The sequence below is a fragment of the Streptomyces sp. A1277 genome, assembly GCF_004795015.1.
Lineage (GTDB): Bacteria > Actinomycetota > Actinomycetes > Streptomycetales > Streptomycetaceae > Streptomyces.
Genome location: NZ_SSBI01000031.1, coordinates 78,697 through 93,165, shown reverse-complemented (window position 1 = coordinate 93,165; position 14,469 = coordinate 78,697). Strand labels below are relative to the sequence as shown.

The 14,469-nt window shown below is 71.8% G+C and carries 18 protein-coding genes and 1 pseudogene; 8 read left to right on the top strand and 11 right to left on the bottom strand.

Features of this window, described 5'->3' with window-relative positions:
- The 4 genes and pseudogenes from E6R18_RS21230 to E6R18_RS21220 form a co-directional block, all read right to left on the bottom strand.
- A pseudogene (locus tag E6R18_RS21230) lies at positions 1–116 on the bottom strand (electron transfer flavoprotein subunit beta); the annotation flags it as partial.
- 201 nt (positions 117–317) lie between these two features.
- On the bottom strand, positions 318–824 hold the full coding sequence (locus tag E6R18_RS21225) for a flavin reductase family protein (RefSeq protein WP_136318482.1): 507 nt from the start codon (positions 822–824) through the stop codon (positions 318–320).
- A gap of 43 nt (positions 825–867) precedes the next feature.
- Entirely contained in the window at positions 868–948 is an 81-nt protein-coding gene (locus E6R18_RS35395; protein WP_324608491.1) for a putative leader peptide, read from the bottom strand.
- Positions 949–1,020: 72 nt separating this feature from the next.
- On the bottom strand, positions 1,021–1,347 hold the full coding sequence (locus E6R18_RS21220) for a thioredoxin family protein (RefSeq protein WP_136318481.1): 327 nt from the start codon (positions 1,345–1,347) through the stop codon (positions 1,021–1,023).
- Between the two features lie 219 nt (positions 1,348–1,566).
- Between E6R18_RS21220 and E6R18_RS21215 the strand changes: the two genes are divergently transcribed.
- Positions 1,567–2,289 carry a lysophospholipid acyltransferase family protein gene (locus tag E6R18_RS21215; protein ID WP_136318480.1) on the top strand — a complete coding sequence of 241 codons (723 nt, stop codon included), beginning with the start codon at positions 1,567–1,569 and terminating at the stop codon, positions 2,287–2,289.
- Between the two features lie 76 nt (positions 2,290–2,365).
- Here the strand turns inward: E6R18_RS21215 and E6R18_RS21210 are convergent, their stop codons facing one another.
- The 3 genes from E6R18_RS21210 to E6R18_RS21200 are packed head-to-tail and all read right to left on the bottom strand — an operon-like array spanning position 2,366 to position 5,618.
- On the bottom strand, positions 2,366–3,448 hold the full coding sequence (locus E6R18_RS21210) for a low specificity L-threonine aldolase (RefSeq protein ID WP_136318479.1): 1,083 nt from the start codon (positions 3,446–3,448) through the stop codon (positions 2,366–2,368).
- Positions 3,427–4,194, bottom strand: coding sequence for an SDR family NAD(P)-dependent oxidoreductase (locus tag E6R18_RS21205; protein ID WP_136318478.1), 768 nt, complete (start codon positions 4,192–4,194; stop codon positions 3,427–3,429). The genes E6R18_RS21210 and E6R18_RS21205 overlap by 22 nt, the downstream gene beginning before the upstream one ends.
- A gap of 26 nt (positions 4,195–4,220) precedes the next feature.
- Positions 4,221–5,618, bottom strand: a complete 1,398-nt coding sequence (locus E6R18_RS21200; protein ID WP_136318477.1) for a DUF6421 family protein — start codon at positions 5,616–5,618, stop codon at positions 4,221–4,223.
- 295 nt (positions 5,619–5,913) lie between these two features.
- Here E6R18_RS21200 and E6R18_RS21195 point away from each other — a divergent pair, with 295 nt between their 5' ends.
- Entirely contained in the window at positions 5,914–6,597 is a 684-nt protein-coding gene (locus E6R18_RS21195; protein WP_136318476.1) for a glycerophosphodiester phosphodiesterase family protein, read from the top strand.
- A gap of 26 nt (positions 6,598–6,623) precedes the next feature.
- On the opposite strand, the gene E6R18_RS21190 is transcribed toward E6R18_RS21195, so the two are convergent.
- Positions 6,624–7,184 carry a GNAT family N-acetyltransferase gene (locus E6R18_RS21190; RefSeq protein WP_136318475.1) on the bottom strand — a complete coding sequence of 187 codons (561 nt, stop codon included), beginning with the start codon at positions 7,182–7,184 and terminating at the stop codon, positions 6,624–6,626.
- 247 nt (positions 7,185–7,431) lie between these two features.
- Between E6R18_RS21190 and E6R18_RS21185 the strand changes: the two genes are divergently transcribed.
- The 5 genes from E6R18_RS21185 (at position 7,432) to E6R18_RS34440 (ending at position 10,852) form a co-directional block, all read left to right on the top strand.
- A complete protein-coding gene (locus E6R18_RS21185; RefSeq protein ID WP_206308342.1) occupies positions 7,432–8,022 on the top strand; it encodes a DUF5134 domain-containing protein in 591 nt (196 codons plus the stop codon).
- Positions 8,023–8,107: 85 nt separating this feature from the next.
- Positions 8,108–9,043, top strand: a complete 936-nt coding sequence (locus tag E6R18_RS21180) for a M56 family metallopeptidase (protein ID WP_136318473.1) — start codon at positions 8,108–8,110, stop codon at positions 9,041–9,043.
- Positions 9,044–9,161: 118 nt separating this feature from the next.
- On the top strand, positions 9,162–9,854 hold the full coding sequence (locus tag E6R18_RS21175) for a phosphatase PAP2 family protein (protein ID WP_136318472.1): 693 nt from the start codon (positions 9,162–9,164) through the stop codon (positions 9,852–9,854).
- A 46-nt stretch (positions 9,855–9,900) separates the two neighbouring features.
- Positions 9,901–10,602, top strand: a complete 702-nt coding sequence (locus E6R18_RS21170; protein ID WP_136318471.1) for an HAD-IA family hydrolase — start codon at positions 9,901–9,903, stop codon at positions 10,600–10,602.
- Between the two features lie 70 nt (positions 10,603–10,672).
- Entirely contained in the window at positions 10,673–10,852 is a 180-nt protein-coding gene (locus E6R18_RS34440; RefSeq protein WP_206308341.1) for a hypothetical protein, read from the top strand.
- A 267-nt stretch (positions 10,853–11,119) separates the two neighbouring features.
- Here E6R18_RS34440 and E6R18_RS21165 read toward each other — a convergent pair whose 3' ends face one another.
- On the bottom strand, positions 11,120–11,488 hold the full coding sequence (locus tag E6R18_RS21165) for a helix-turn-helix domain-containing protein (protein ID WP_136318470.1): 369 nt from the start codon (positions 11,486–11,488) through the stop codon (positions 11,120–11,122).
- Positions 11,489–11,638: 150 nt separating this feature from the next.
- Here E6R18_RS21165 and E6R18_RS21160 point away from each other — a divergent pair, with 150 nt between their 5' ends.
- Entirely contained in the window at positions 11,639–12,220 is a 582-nt protein-coding gene (locus E6R18_RS21160) for a YdeI/OmpD-associated family protein (protein WP_136318469.1), read from the top strand.
- 15 nt (positions 12,221–12,235) lie between these two features.
- Here the strand turns inward: E6R18_RS21160 and E6R18_RS21155 are convergent, their stop codons facing one another.
- Both E6R18_RS21155 and E6R18_RS21150 read right to left on the bottom strand, forming a co-directional pair.
- Positions 12,236–13,315: an aldose epimerase family protein gene (locus E6R18_RS21155; RefSeq protein ID WP_136318468.1), complete on the bottom strand. Its 1,080-nt coding sequence runs from the start codon at positions 13,313–13,315 to the stop codon at positions 12,236–12,238.
- Positions 13,316–13,415: 100 nt separating this feature from the next.
- On the bottom strand, positions 13,416–14,450 hold the full coding sequence (locus E6R18_RS21150; RefSeq protein ID WP_136318467.1) for a LacI family DNA-binding transcriptional regulator: 1,035 nt from the start codon (positions 14,448–14,450) through the stop codon (positions 13,416–13,418).
- Between the last annotated feature and the right edge of the window lie 19 nt (positions 14,451–14,469).

Genomic DNA, 14,469 nt, shown 5'->3' with positions numbered 1-14,469 from the left:
AGCTCCGACAGCAGACCGTCGACATCCTCACGATCCAACGTCAGGTCATCGGCGAAATGCCGGTCACCGGTCGCGTCGGGCACGTACTTCACACAGACAACGATCCTCAAGCTCACGCCGGCTCTCCTACTGCATCGTCATTTCCGGGCTGCCTTGTTGCACGCAGCATAGGCGCCTGATGGGGCGTTTTCCGGTCGGGGCGACCGACGCTCCGACCGTAATATTACTCGCCAGTACACCCAGCGTGTGCCCAATGAGCAAGCGCTTTGCACTGTGATCTGCCCAACGCGCGGCGTCCGGGAACCAGCGGGGCGCCCTCAGTCTCGCAGAGCCGTGAATCTGCCCTGGTGATAGACGAGCGGGCGGCCGCCGCCCGCCGGATCGCCCGCGACGACCTGCGCGATCACGATGCGGTGGTCCCCCGCCGGAACCCGGGCCACGACCCGGCAGACCAGCCACGCCAGCACCCCGTCGAGCAGCGGAACGCCTTCCGGGCCGCTGCGCCAAAAGGTGGACGGGCCGAAGCGGTCGGCGCCGCTGCGGGCGAAGGTGGCGGCCAGCTCCTGCTGGTGCTCGCCGAGTATGTGCACGCCTACGTGCTCGGCCTCGGCGATGACCGGCCAGCTGGAGGACGAGGTGCCGACGCCGAAGGAGACGAGGGGCGGCTCGGCGGCCACGGAATTGAGCGAGGTGGCGGTGAAGCCGACGGGCCGGTCACCGGCCGCGGTGATCACGGCGACTCCGGCGGCGTGCTGCCGGAAGACCGAGCGCAGGAGATCCGGGGATGCCGTGCGGGGCTCGCCGAGCCCGGGTGATGCCGTCATGGGGAGGTCCTTCTGCGCGTCAGGTGTGCGGGGCCGCGGATGTTCAGGCATCCGGACAGCACGCGCCGGCGGTGCGGACGAGGTCGATGTGCACTCGGCCATGGAGCAGGAGTTCTGACGGCATAGCGTCAGAGTGACGATGCGCGGCCGGTGCAGTCAAGGGTGTCCCACGAGGTGGGAGATGCATCACGGGCCGTCACATCGCCTTCCCGAGTGCGGCGACGACGTCGGCGGTGCGGGGCTGGCCGACGGCCCGGCGGACGATCCGGCCCCCGGCGTCGAGGACCAGCACGGTCGGGGTCCGGCTGATCTCCAGGTCGCGCACGAGAGTGAGATGCGCCTCTGCGTCGATCTCCACATGGGCGACCCCTTCGACCATTCCCGCCACCTCGGCCAGGGTGCGCCGGGTGGCCCGGCAGGGCTGGCAGAAGGCGGTGGAGAACTGGACGAGAGTGGCCCGCTCCCCCAGTTCCGCGCCGAGTTGGGCCGCGTCCAGCCTGTCCGCATGCGCCTGCCCGTCCACCTTCGGCCTCCTGTCAGAGCTCTTCGCAGAGGGTCAGCACTCCCGCTCGCCGGTACATTCCCCGGTCGCCCACGTGACGAGAATCTCGCGGCCCGAACCCGCCGAGACTGGCCACCGCGTCGCGCATGCGGCACGATCGGGCCAATGCCGAAAACCTACGGCTGCGTAACTTCCGCCGGGAGAATCCTCCGCAGGCGCTGAAGAAAGGGTCTTCCCCAGATGGCAGAACTCGTCTATCGGCCGGTCATCGGCGCCGCTCGCACTTTTTTCAAGGCGCTCGACCTGAAGATCGACACTCAGGGTTCGGAGCACATCCCGAAGACCGGCGGCGCTGTTCTGGTCAGCAACCACATCAGTTATCTGGACTTCATCTTCAGTGGGCTCGCGGCGCTCCCGCAGAAGCGACTGGTCCGCTTCATGGCCAAGGAATCAGTTTTCCGGCACAAGGTCTCCGGACCGCTGATGCGCGGCATGAAGCACATTCCCGTCGACCGCAAGCAGGGCGAGGACGCGTACGCGCACGCTCTGGCCTCGCTGCGCTCCGGGGAGATCGTCGGAGTGTTCCCCGAGGCGACGATCTCGGAGTCCTTCACGCTGAAGAGCTTCAAGTCGGGCGCCGCGCGCCTGGCGCAGGAGGCGGGCGTTCCGCTGGTGCCGATGGCGCTGTGGGGCACGCAGCGGCTGTGGACCAAGGGCCGCCCGCGCAACTTCAAGCGCAACCACATTCCGGTGACCATTCGCGTGGGCGAGCCCGTGGAGGCCCCCACGGACCAGTACGCGGGCGCCATCACGCGCCGGCTGCGCGAGCGCGTGCAGGAGCTGCTGGAGGCGGCTCAGCGGGCCTATCCGGTACGTCCGAAGGACGCGAGCGACACGTGGTGGGTGCCCTCGCACCTGGGCGGTACGGCTCCCACGCCGGCCGAGGTGCGCGAGCGCGGCTGACGGCGGGCCCGGCCGCCGGGGAAACGTCACTCCGGGGTGCGGACGGTCCGTCCGCACCCCGGAGGTCGGGCACGGCCTAAACGGCCGCCATCTCCTCCTTGAGCGCGAGGAGGAATCCGTCGACGTCCTCCTCGGTGGTGTCGAAGGCGCACATCCAGCGCACGTCACCGGCCTGCTCGTCCCAGAAGTAGAAGCGGAAGCGCTTCTGCAGCCGTTCGCTCACCGCATGCGGCAGCCGGGCGAAGACGGCGTTGGCCTGGACGGGGTGGAGGATCTCCACGCCGTCCACGCCGCGTACGCCCTCGGCGAGCCGCTGGGCCATGGCGTTGGCGTGCCGGGCGTTGCGCAGCCACAGGTCACCGGCGAGCAGCGCCTCCAGCTGTACGGAGACGAAGCGCATCTTGGAGGCGAGCTGCATCGACAGCTTGCGCAGGTGCTTCATGGCGCGCACGGCGTCGGGGTTCAGGACGACGACGGCCTCGCCGAAGACCGCCCCGTTCTTCGTGCCGCCGAAGGAGAGGACATCGACGCCGACGGTGTTGGTGAACGTGCGCATCGGCACGTCCAGGGACGCCGATGCGTTGGCTATGCGGGCCCCGTCGAGGTGGACCTTCATGCCGTGCTCGTGCGCGTGCTCGCAGATGGCGCGGATCTCGTCGGGCGTGTAGACCGTGCCCAGCTCGGTGTTCTGGGTGATCGAGACGACCTGCGGCATGGCGCGGTGCTCGTCGTCCCAGCCGTACGCCTGCCGGTCGATGAGCTCCGGCGTGAGCTTGCCGTCCTCGGTGGGCACGGTCAGCAGCTTGAGGCCGCCGACCCGCTCGGGCGCGCCGCCCTCGTCCACGTTGATGTGGGCGGACTCGGCACAGATGACCGCGCCCCAGCGGTCGGTCATGGCCTGGAGCGACACCACGTTGGCACCGGTTCCGTTGAAGACCGGGAAGGCTTCGGCGGTGGGGCCGAAGTGGCTGTGCATCACGCGCTGGAGGTGGCCGGTGTAGTCGTCCTCGCCGTAGGCGATCTGGTGGCCGCCGTTGGCGAGGGCCAGCGCCGCGAGGACCTCCGGGTGGGCCCCCGCGTAGTTGTCACTGGCGAAACCGCGCACCCGCGGGTCGTGATGGCGACGCGCGTCGGTCTTTAGGGTTGCGGGGTCAGCCACAGGCGCTTTCCGTTCACTTCCGGGGCGGGCCGGTCCCAGACGCCGGCGATGGCATCGGCCAGTTCCTTGACGTCGGTGAAGCCCGCGAACTTCGCATTCGGGCGCTCGGCGCGCATCGCGTCGTGCACCAGTGCCTTCACGACCAGGATCGCAGCCGCGCTGCGGGGGCCGTCCTCGCCCCCCGCCTTGCGGAAGGCGTCGGCGAGCGCGAGGGTCCATGCCTCGGCCGCCGCCTTGGAGGCGGCGTACGCGGCGTTGCCCGCGGTGGGCTTGCTCGCCCCTGCCGCACTGGTCAGCAGGTAGCGTCCGCGGTCGCTGCGCAGCAGCCCGTCGTGGAAGGCGAGCGAGGTGTGCTGGACCGTGCGGATCAGCAACTTCTCCAGCAGCGTCCAGTCGGCGGGGTCGGTCTGCGCGAAGCTCGCGCTGCCGCGCCAGCCGCCCACGAGGTGGACGAGCCCGTCGATCCGGCCGAACTCCTTCTCCGTCTTGGCCGCCCACTCACGGGTGGCCGCGAGGTCGAGCAGATCCACGGTGTCGCCGGTGACGGTGGCCCCGCCGTGGGCGTAGCGGGCCGCGTCGACGGCCTCGGCGAGCCTGGTGGGGTGCGCGTCCGCGGCGACGACGACCGCGCCCGCCTCGGCGAGCCTGAGCAGGGTCGCCCGGCCGGCCGGTCCTGCGGCTCCCGCGACGGCGACCACGGCGCCTTCGAGCGCACCGCTCGCGTCGCCCGTGCTTGTTCCGTTCATGGCCTCCGCCTCCTTGGCGCCTGTGCTCACGCGGCAGCCTTCCCCGCGTCCGAGGCGGTGATGCCCTTGGTCGAGGCGATCACGTTCTTCAGCTTCTTGGAGAGGGCCTCATAGAACATGCTCAGGGGAAACTCGTCGGGAAGCACGTCGTCCACGAGTTTCCGCGGCGGCTGGGAGAGGTCGAGCGCGTCCGGGCCCTTGGCCCAGCGGGAGCCGGGGTGCGGGGCGAGGTAGGTGGAGACGAGGTCGTACGCCGCGAACCAGTGGACGAGCTTGGGGCGGTCGATGCCGTCCCGGTAGAGCTTCTCGATCTCGGCGCACAGCTGGTTGGTGACCTGCGGGGCCCGCTCCCAGTCGATCCGGAGCGTGTTGTCGGTCCAGCGCACGACGTCGTGCTTGTGGAGGTAGGCGAAGAGGAGCTGGCCGCCGAGGCCGTCGTAGTTGCGTACGCGCTCGCCGGTGACCGGGAAGCGGAACATCCGGTCGAAGAGCACGGCGTACTGCACGTCGCGGCCGTGGGCGTTGCCCTCGGCCTCCAGCTTCACGGCCTCCTTGAAGGCGGTGAGGTCGCAGCGCAGCTCTTCGAGGCCGTACATCCAGAACGGCTGGCGCTGCTTGATCATGAACGGGTCGAACGGCAGGTCGCCGTGGCTGTGGGTGCGGTCGTGGACCATGTCCCAGAGCACGAATGCCTGCTCGCAGCGCTGCTGGTCGTTGACCATCTCGCGGATGTCGTCGGGCAGCTCGATGCCCAGGAGGTCGACGGATGCCTCGGTGACGCGGCGGAAGCGGGCGGCCTCGCGGTCGCAGAAGATGCCGCCCCAGCTGAAGCGCTCGGGGGCCTCGCGCACGGCGATGGTCTCCGGGAAGAGCACCGCGGAGTTGGTGTCGTAGCCGGAGGTGAAGTCCTCGAAGGTGATGCCGCAGAACAGCGGGTTGTCGTAGCGGGTGGCCTCCAGGTCGGCGAGCCACTCGGGCCAGACCATCCGCAGCACGACCGCCTCGAGGTTGCGGTCGGGGTTGCCGTTCTGGGTGTACATGGCGAAGACCACCAGGTGCTGGAGCCCGTCGGCGCGGTCCTTGGCGGGCTGGAAGGCCAGCAGTGAGTCCAGGAAGTCGGGCACGCCGAAGCCGTCGGCCACCCAGCGGCGCAGGTCGGTGACGAGGGCGCGGTGGTAGGCGGCGTCGTGCGGCAGGAGCGGGGAGAGCTCCTCGACCGCGGCGGTCACCCGGGCCACGGCGGCCTCGGCGAGGGCCGGAGAGGGCGCACCCTCCGCGTCGAAGTCGATGGAACCGTCCTTCGACTGCCAGGGTCGGATCTCCTCCACGGCATTCTTGAGCGCGGGCCAGGCCGGGTGCTCGATCACCCGCGGCGCGGCAGCTATGCCGCCGGGTGCGGCGTCGTGCACAAGAATTTCCGTCATAACACTTCCTCCACGGGAGAACCTCGCGTCCGACAACCGTATCCGTGCGCGACTCCCCGAAACAAGTGGAGCTTGCGGAAATTATCCTGCCTACCCTCATGGTCACCGCTGTTTTTCCTGTCGCACGGCGCTGCGACAGCTCCTTCGGTGGGCTCATCGCCCTGGCCGCACGGCCTGCGGCCCCTCCCCCGTCCGCTGCCCGCCGGACACTAGGCTGCCGACTGCGGCCATGGCGCCGTGCCGTGCGGATAGGAGCAGCGCGCGGGAAGAGAGCGTCGACGGAAGAGAGCGTGCCTTGTCTTTCCTCACCATCGGTCACCGTGGGGTGGCGGGCGTCGAGCCGGAGAACACCCTGCGCTCGTTCGTCCGCGCCGAAGAGGCCGGGATGGACCTGATCGAGCTGGACCTGCACCTGAGCAAGGACGGCGCGCTGGCCGTCATGCACGACGCCGAGGTGGACCGGACGACCGACGGCACGGGCCCGATCGCGGAGAAGACCCTCGCCGAGCTGCGCGCGCTGGACGCGGGTCAGAGCGAACGGGTACCGGTCTTCGAAGAGGTCCTGGACGCCGTGCGCTCCCCGATCCAGGCGGAGATCAAGGACGTGGCCGCCGCACGCACGCTGGCCGGGGTCATGCGGGAACGCGAACTCGTCGGCCGGGTCGAGGTGATCTCGTTCCACGACGAGGCGATCGCCGAGATCGCTCAGCTGGTTCCGGGTGTGCGGACGGCCCTCGTCGCCAGCCGTTGGGGTAATGACGTGGTGGACCGCGCGAAGGCGGTGGGGGCGACCCGGCTCGTGCTGAACATCCGGCGCATCACCCTGGAGCTGGTGGAGAAGGCCCACGCCGAGGGGCTGACGGTGGTGGGCTGGACGGTCAACACACAGGACCAGCTGCGGCTGGCCCGCGGGCTCGGGCTCGACGGCGCGACCACGGACTACCCCGAGATCCGCCGCGCCGGCGGCGTCACCGCGTAGCACCCGGCCTTCCGCGGGCCCCCGCGTCAGGTCTGCTGCGGCAGCTCCTTGACGAGCAGTTCGAAGGCGAGGTCGTCGCGCTGCGGGATGCCGAAGCGCTCGTCGCCGTACGGGAACGGGGTCAGCTTGCCCGTACGGCGGTAGCCGCGGCGCTCGTACCAGGCGATGAGCTCCTCGCGTACGGAGATCACGGTCATGTGCATCTCCCGCACTCCCCAGCTCTCCCGCACGGTACGCTCGGCCTCGGCGATGATCACCTTGCCGAGGCCGGCGCCCTGGAGCCCGGGACGCACGGCGAACATGCCGAAGTAGGCGGCCTCGCCCCGGTGTTCGAGCTGGCAGCAGGCAATCGGGGCGCCGTCGCGCTCCACCACGAGCAGCCGGCTGCCGGGGCTCTCCACCACCTCGCGCACCCCCTGAGAGTCGGTGCGCTGCCCCTGCAGGATGTCCGCCTCGGTGGTCCATCCGGCGCGGCTGCTGTCGCCGCGGTACGCCGACTCGATCAGCTCCACGAGCGCGGGTATGTCCGCTTCGGTGGCGTCGCGGAAGGTCAGTTCTCCCGATTCCCGGGGCGGGGCGGTGTCCATGGCGGGGCTTCTCCGGTTTCTGTGCAAGGGCGGTGCCGCAGAAGGGTAACTCCCGGTACCCCGTCCGGGCTCCGGACGGTTTCTACGGGGCGTGCCGGGGCGGCGCGAGGGGCGCTTGCACCAGGCGCATCGCAAAGTCACCCCCGCCGCGCGCTCCCCCTGTACCCCAGTGCGCCGCGTACGGGCCACCAGCCCCGGGTATCGACTGGTTGATGGCGATGTCGTTTCGCCCGGGGGGAGGGCCGCTGTGCACGGACCGGCGATGTCCGGATGGCTGCTGATGGCGTTGTGCGCGGTGACGGGCGCCTACTGCCTGCTGCGCACCCGTACGGGCAGTGCGCAGGAGCGCAGGACCGCGCGGGCGGAGGCGCTGATGGGCTTCGGGATGGCCGCGATGGCGATACCGGCCGCCGCCGTCGCCCCGCCCACCTGGGGATGGGGCGTGTACGCGGCGCTGTTCGGCGTCGCGGCCCTGCGCGCCCTGTGGTTCTCCCGGCGCAGCGGCCACCACCTGCACCATGTGGTCGGCTCTTCGGCGATGGTCTACATGGCCGTGGTGATGGCCCGGGCGGGCGGCTCGGGGCACGGCACGCACGCGATGGGCGCGCACAGCATGGCCGCGGCGGGCGGCATACCGGTGCTGACCGGGCTGCTCCTCGCCTACTACGCCGTGTACGTGCTGCGCTCGGGCGCCCGGCTCATACCCGTGGCGGCCACGGCCTCCGGGGGCAGGGGCGGCGGGCCGGTGGTGACGGGATGGGGGGCGCGGCCGGAGCTGGCGCTGGCTTGCCGGCTGACCATGGGCATAGCAATGTTCGCGATGCTTCTCACCCTGTGAGACGGGGCGGCGGGCGTCCGTGGTGTGCGTCACTTGGCGCGCGCAGCCATACCCGTGTCTGGCGCGCCCCTCATAGGCTGACGCCATGTGGGTCTCCCTAGCGCTGCTGCTGCTCGGTGCACTGGCCGCCGTCGTGACCCCGCGCCTGATGGCGCGGGCCGAGTGGCCCGAGCGCGAGCCCGTGGTGGCGCTGTGGGTCTGGCAGTGCGTGGTGGTCGCGGTGCTGCTGTCGTTCGGGCTGGCCATGACGTTCAGCGCCGCCGCGGCGTGGCAGGCGGTACGCGGCCACGTCTTCGCGCCCGCGCCGCACGCCGTGGTCGAGGCGTACGCACTCGCGGACTACGGCCCGTGGTCGGCGGTGATGGCGGTACTGCTGGCCGCCGGCGGGGTGTGGACGGCCGCCATGCTGGCCCGCGAGATCCACCGCGCGCACCTGCGGCGCAAACAGCGGCGGGCCGAACTCCTGGTGCGCGCCCCGCTCATGCCCGGCGAGGAGCCCGGGAGCGGACGCCTCGTCGTCCTTGAGGGCGAGCGCCCGGACGCCTGGTGGCTGCCGGGGGCCGCGCCCCGACTCGTCATCACCACGGCCGCGCTCGGGCGGCTGAAGGGCCGGCAGCTGGACGCGGTCCTGGCCCATGAGCAGGGCCACGCGCAGGCGCGGCACGACTGGCTGCTCAACTGCTCGGAGGCGCTGGCCTCGGGGTTCCCGCAGGTTCCGGTGTTCGCGGCGTTCCGGGGCGAGATGCACCGGCTGGTCGAGCTGGCGGCCGACGACGTGGCCTCGCGGCGCTTCGGCCGCCTGACGATCGCGCTGGCCCTGGTCGAACTCAACGAGGACCGGGGCGTGTTCGGCCCCTGCCCGGCCGCGGACGCGGAGCTGCCGCTGCGGGTGAACCGGCTGCTGGCCCCGGCGGGGCGGCTCACGGCCGCCCGCCGGCTGCGGTTGACCGCCGCGGCGACGCTCGTTCCCGCGGTGCCACTCGTGGTCGCGTTCGTACCGGGGCTCAGCGCGCTGAAGTGAAGCGGGGCGGCGGTGCCCGGTACTCCGGGTGCCGGGCGCGTTCCCCGATGGGGTGGTCCGGCTGTCGTCCGGCGCGCTGGAATGGGCCGAGGCCGCGGGCTTCGGCGAGGATCGTGCCATGCACGTGTCCCCGCGCTCCTTCGTGGACCACGCCCGCGCCTCTTGGCCTCTCGCGCGCGCGGGGGCCGTCTGCGCGGTGCTCGCCGGGGCGGTGACGGCCCTGGTCGTCGCGCGGTGGCAGCCGCTGACGGACCTGGACCGCTCGGTCGCGGACGCGCTGCACCGGCGGGCGGTGGCCGAACCCGGTCTCGTCCACGTCAACCGGCTGCTGACGGACTGGCTGTGGGACCCGTGGACGATGCGCGCCCTGATCGCCGTCGCGGTGGTGGCCCTGTGGTGGCGCGGTGCCCGGCCGCTCGCGGTCTGGGTCGCGGCGACGGCCGTGGTCTCCGCGCTCCTCCAGCAGGGGATCAAGGCGGCCGTCGGCCGGGACCGGCCCCGGTGGCCCGACCCGGTGGACTCCGCCTCGTACGCGGCGTACCCGTCGGGGCACGCGATGACGGCGACGGTGAGCTGCGGTCTGCTGCTGTGGGTGCTGCGCCGTTCCGGCGCCCGGCGCCGGCTCCGTCGGGCGGCCCTGGGCGCGGCGGCCGTATCGGTGCCCGGGGTCGGCCTGACCCGGCTGTACCTGGGCGTGCACTGGCCGTCGGACGTGCTGGGCGGATGGCTCCTGGGCGCGGCGCTGGCCGCCTTCGCGGTCTGCGGCTACGAGCGGTACGCGGCCCACGGCCGCACTGGCCGGGCAGCCTGAACAGGCGCTCTTGCCCGCCCCCACCCCGTCGGCGAGGATCGGTGCCATGCCGGTCAAGGGTGTGCTCTTCGACTTCTCCGGGACGCTGTTCCGGATCGAATCCGTCCGTTCCTGGCTCGCCGGGGCCCTCGCCGAGCGGGGGGTGAGCGTGGACGAGGCGGACTTCGAGCGGTACGCGACGGAGCTGGAGGTGTCCGGCGCGCTGCCGGGTGGCCCCAATCCGCAGCGGATGCCCGAGGAGCTGGCGGACGGCTGGACGCACCGCGACGAGAGCGCGGAGCTGCACCGCGCGGTGTACACCGGGCTGGCCCGCCAGGTCGCCCTGCCGGACCCGGGGCTGTACGACACCCTGTACGACCGCCATCTGTCCCCGGACGCCTGGCGCCCCTACCCGGACGCGGCGGAGGTGCTGGCCGGGCTGCGTGAGGCCGGGGCCGGGATCGGGGTCGTCAGCAACATCGGCTGGGACCTGCGGCCGGTGTTCCGGGCGCACGGCCTGGACCCGTACGTGGACGCGTACGTCCTCTCCTTCGAGCACGGCGTCCAGAAGCCGGACGCACGTCTCTTCCACACGGCCTGCACACTTCTGGGACAGCACCCGACGGATGTGGTGATGGTCGGCGACGACCGTGTGGCCGACGGCGGGGCGGCCGCGCTGGGCTGCGAGGTGCGATTCGTGCGGCATGCGCCGGTGGATGAGCGGCCGGACGGACTGCGGGAGCTCGGACTTGCCGCGATGGTTGCCTGACAGAGATGTGAGAGATGTCCCTGACGTGCAATGGGTCGGATTGTCACATCGGGGCCTTAGCCTGGTAGGTATGTCCCCGACTCCGTGCCCGTCCAGTTCCGTACGCCCCTCCGCAGTGGTGAATGAAGACATTCGCGACCTGTGGCGGCGTTCGGGCGGCCACCTGTCCCCGGAGGACGAGGAGGAGTACCAGCGTCTGCTGGTCGAGTGGGCCGCCGCCACCAAGGGCAACCCCAGGTCCGCCGCCTGAGGCGTGCCGGCTCCGGCGATCCCCTGCGTCGCCGGAACCGGGCACGGCACTCGGGCCGGCACCGGCCGCGCACGGACCCCATGGGGCCGCGTATGGGTGACGGCGGGCCGGGCGGGGCTACAGCATGTCCCGTCACGGCTGATCGGTCAATGAATTACCGGTTCGCGCACGCGCGGAGCCGCGGGTGCGTGGCTTGGTCATAGGCGAATAGCGGTACCGGTTCGCGCACGCGCGCAGCCGCGAGGGCGGGAACCGGGCCGGGCCCGCTCAACCCTCGCCGAGGCGGCCGGCCTGGCGGGCCGCCGCTTCGAGGATGCCGGAGAGCAGCCCGGGGAACAGCGCCTCCAGGTCGTCGCGCCTGAGCCCGTTCATCTTGGCGGTGCCCCGGTAGGTCTGCCGGACGATGCCGCTCTCGCGGAGCACCCGGAAGTGGTGCGTGGTGGTGGACTTGGTCACCGGCAGGTCGAAGCAGGAGCAGGTGAGCTCGTCCTCGGCCGCCGCCAGTTCCCGGACGACGGACAGCCGCACCGGGTCCGAGAGGGCGTGCAGGACCGCTTCGAGCCGGATCTCCTCGCGCGCGGGGTGGGCCAGGGTGCGCGCGCCCGCTGCCGGGGCCACGGTGCTGACAGGGGTCACGGTGGCTCTCCGTATCGTCGCTCGTCCGGGGCTCCCATAATACGAGGCTCATCGTAATTTGGTGTAGCGGTCAGCAGCTGTCCTAAAGGCGGCCTAGCGTGAAGTGGTCGCCGGGCAGCGGGCCCGGTGCCGAGCAGGAGGCACCGCAGGATGACCACGGCCGACACCCCGGAGAACGCCCAGCCCTTCGCGTGCGCCGCAGACCTCGAAGCGTGGCTGGAGGAACACCACGCCGACCGGCCGGGCCTCTGGCTGAAGGTCGCCAAGCGGAATTCGGGCGCGGCGTCGGTGACGGCCGACGAGTACACCGACGCCGTCCTCTGCTACGGCTGGATCACCGGGCAGCGCAGGTCCTGCGACGAGACGTACTACCTCCAGCGGATCACGCCCCGCCGGCCACGCAGTGTCTGGTCGCTGGTCAACGTGGAGAAGGTGGAGGCGCTCGTCGCGGCCGGGCGCATGCGGGAGCCGGGACTCGCCGAGGTCGAGGCGGCCCGGGCGGACGGGCGGTGGGAGGCGGCGTACCCCTCGCAGAGTCTGGCCACCGTCCCCGCCGACCTCGCCGCCGCGCTGGCGGCCGACGAGGCGGCCGGGGACTTCTTCGAACGGCTCGGCAGGTCCGACCGGTACCTGGTGCTCCTGCGTCTCATGACGGCGTCGACACCCGAGGTCAGGGAAGCGCGCCTGCGCAGGGCGGTGGCCGCCATGGCCGAGGGACGCAAGGTCACCTGACGGACCCGCACCACCTCACCCGCGCAGGGCCGTCAGATGCGGGAAGCGGAACTCGGTGCGGCTGCGGAACTCCTCGCCCGGGCGCAGGACGGTGCTGGGGTGGTCCGGGCGGTTGGGCGAGTCGGGCAGGTGCTGGGTCTCCAGGCAGACGGCGCTGTGCCGGTCGTGGCGGCCGCCGTCGGCGCTTGCCAGGGTGCCGTCCAGCTGGTTGGCGGTGTAGACCTGGATGCCGGGCTCGGTGGTCCACACCTCCATGGCCCGCGCGGCGCCGGGTGCGGTGAGGCGGGCGGCGCGGCGCAGTCCGGCGGGCGTGTCCGGGCCGCGAAGGACCCAGCAGTGGTCGAAGCCGCCTGCCCGGCGCAGTTGTTCGTGCGGAAGCGTGACGCGTTCCGCGAGGGTCTGCGGTGCGGTGAGGTCGAACGGGGTGCCTGCGACGGGTGCGGCCGGGCCCTCGGGGATGCCGTCCTCGTCCACGGGCAGATAGCGTTCCGCGTCCACCTGGAGGGTGTGCCCGAGGATGTCGCCCCGGGCGGCCAGGTCGAAGTAGGCGTGGTTGGTGAGGCTGACGACGGTGGTGCGGTCGGTGGTCGCCGCGTAGTCGAGCGCGAGGGTGCCGGCCGCGTCGAGAGTGTAGGTGACGGTGACGTCCAGCGCGCCGGGGAAGCCCATGTCGCCGTCGGGGCTGTGCAGGGTGAGCCGCAGGGTGGCGGCCTCCTCGCCGGCGTCGCCCTCGGCCTGCCAGACGCGGGTGTGGAAGCCGTCGGGGCCGCCGTGCAGGGCGTGGCCCCGGTCGGTGGCGGGGATCCGGTGCTCCGTGCCGTCGAGGGTGAACGTGCCGTGCGCGATGCGGTTGGCGTAGCGGCCGACGAGGGCGCCGATGAAGGGGTTCTTCCCCGTGTAGTCGTCCAGGGCGGGCAGCGAGCGCACGACGGATTCCGGGGTGCCGGCGGTGTCGGGCACGGTGAGACGGTGCAGGATGCCGCCGTAGGTGAGGATCTCGGCGCGGACTCCGGTGCCGGAGTCGAGCGTCCAGACGTCGACGTCCGCGGGCCCATGGGCGCCGAACGGTTTGCGGTTCACGGTGGGGCGAGGCATCAGGGATCCTTGGGGCGATCGGACGGCCGGGGTGGCCGGACGGGGGGACCGGGGCGCGTATGCCCAACTCACCAGAGGTCGCGGCAAGTTGGAGCGGCGTTTACGGTGCGGCCCGGCCGGCGGCGGGCCGGCGAACGGTGGATTCGCGGATGACGAGCCGGTAGCCGGGCCGGGGCCGCCGGGGTTCGCTCACCCGGTCGCCGGAGAGGCGCTCGACGAGGCTGTCGACGGCGAGCCGGGCGATGGCCTCCTTGTCGGGCGCCACGGTGGTCAGCGTGGTGGCCCCGTAGAGGCTCTCCTCGATGTCGTCGAAACCGACGACGGCGACGTCCTCGGGGATGCGCAGGCCGCGCTCGGAGAGGGTGCGCATGGCGCCGATGGCGATGAGGTCGTTGTACGCGAACACGGCGTCGGGCCGCTCCCCCCGGTCCAGGAGCGCGGCCATGGCGGAGGCGCCGTCCTCGCGGCCGTAGCCGTCGGTGACGACGACGAGCGACTCGTCGGGCTCGACGCCGGCGGCGGCCAGCTCCTCGCGCCAGCCGCGCAGCCGAAGGTGGGCGGGCTGGCGTTCGCGGCCGGTGCGCGAGCCGAGGAAGGCGATCCTGCGGTGGCCGAGTTCGACGAGGTGGCGCACGGCCTCGCGCGCGGCCGCGACGTTGTCGATCGCGATGTGGTCGTACGGGGCCTCGTACTCGCGCTCGCCGAGCAGGACCAGGGGCGCGGTGTCGGCGCGCGCCGTCAGGTCCTCGGTCTCCAGGTGGATCGGGCTGAGGATGAGTCCGTCGATGACGTGGGACCGGAAGCCCTGGCTGACCAGGAGCTCCTTCTCGCGCAGTCCGCCGGTGTGGTCGACCAGCACGGTGTAGTCGTGCCGGGCGGCCGCGTCGACGACCGCGCCTGCCAGCTCGGCGAAGTACGGGTTGCCGAACTCGGGGACGGCGAGCGCGATGATCCCGGTGCGGCCCTTGCGAAGGTGGCGGGCGGTGAGGTTCGGCCGGTAGCCGAGCTCGTCGATGGCCTGCTGCACCTTGGCGCGCATCTTCGGTGTGACGTGCTGATAGTTGTTCACCACGTTGGACACGGTCTTGATGGACACGCCCGCCCGTTGCGCAACGTCCTTGAGGCTGACGCCCACGGCACTCCCTGAATCGACT